Consider the following 455-nt stretch of genomic DNA (forward strand, 5'->3'; position numbering starts at 1 on the left):
GCATTGGTATCTTCTTCAATATACGATATTCTTTCCTGCGGGTATTCAGGATCAATAGGCACATAACCCGCGCCCGATTTCAATACACCCATAATGGATACTATCGTTTGCTCGCTTCGGTCTAATTTGATGGCTATTAAATCATCCGGTTGTATATCATATTTAGTTCTTAAGTAATAACCCAATTGGTTGGATTGGGAATTAAGGTCTTTATACGTTAAAGTCTTACCCTCAAACTCTACCGCTATATGATCTGAAAACGTATTGACTTGCTCTTCAAACAATTCTACAAGAGTTACATCCTGCGGATAAGAAGCTTCTGTGTCATTGAACTCTTTTAAAATCAGATTTTTTTCCTCTGTAGAAAGTATATCTATTGCTTCCACAAGCACTTCTTCATCAGTGATTGACTGTGCAACAAGATTTTCAAAATGGGTAAACATCTTGCTTATTTG

The 455-nt window shown here is 36.5% G+C and carries 1 protein-coding gene; it reads right to left on the minus strand.

Going from position 1 to position 455, the window contains the following annotated elements; genetic code table 11:
* Window positions 1-455: AMP-binding protein (locus EZM65_RS15385; RefSeq protein WP_136669445.1), on the minus strand; the 455-nt coding region annotated here is incomplete at both ends.

This window comes from Flavobacterium sp. H122 (assembly GCF_004959765.1).
Lineage (GTDB): Bacteria > Bacteroidota > Bacteroidia > Flavobacteriales > Flavobacteriaceae > Flavobacterium.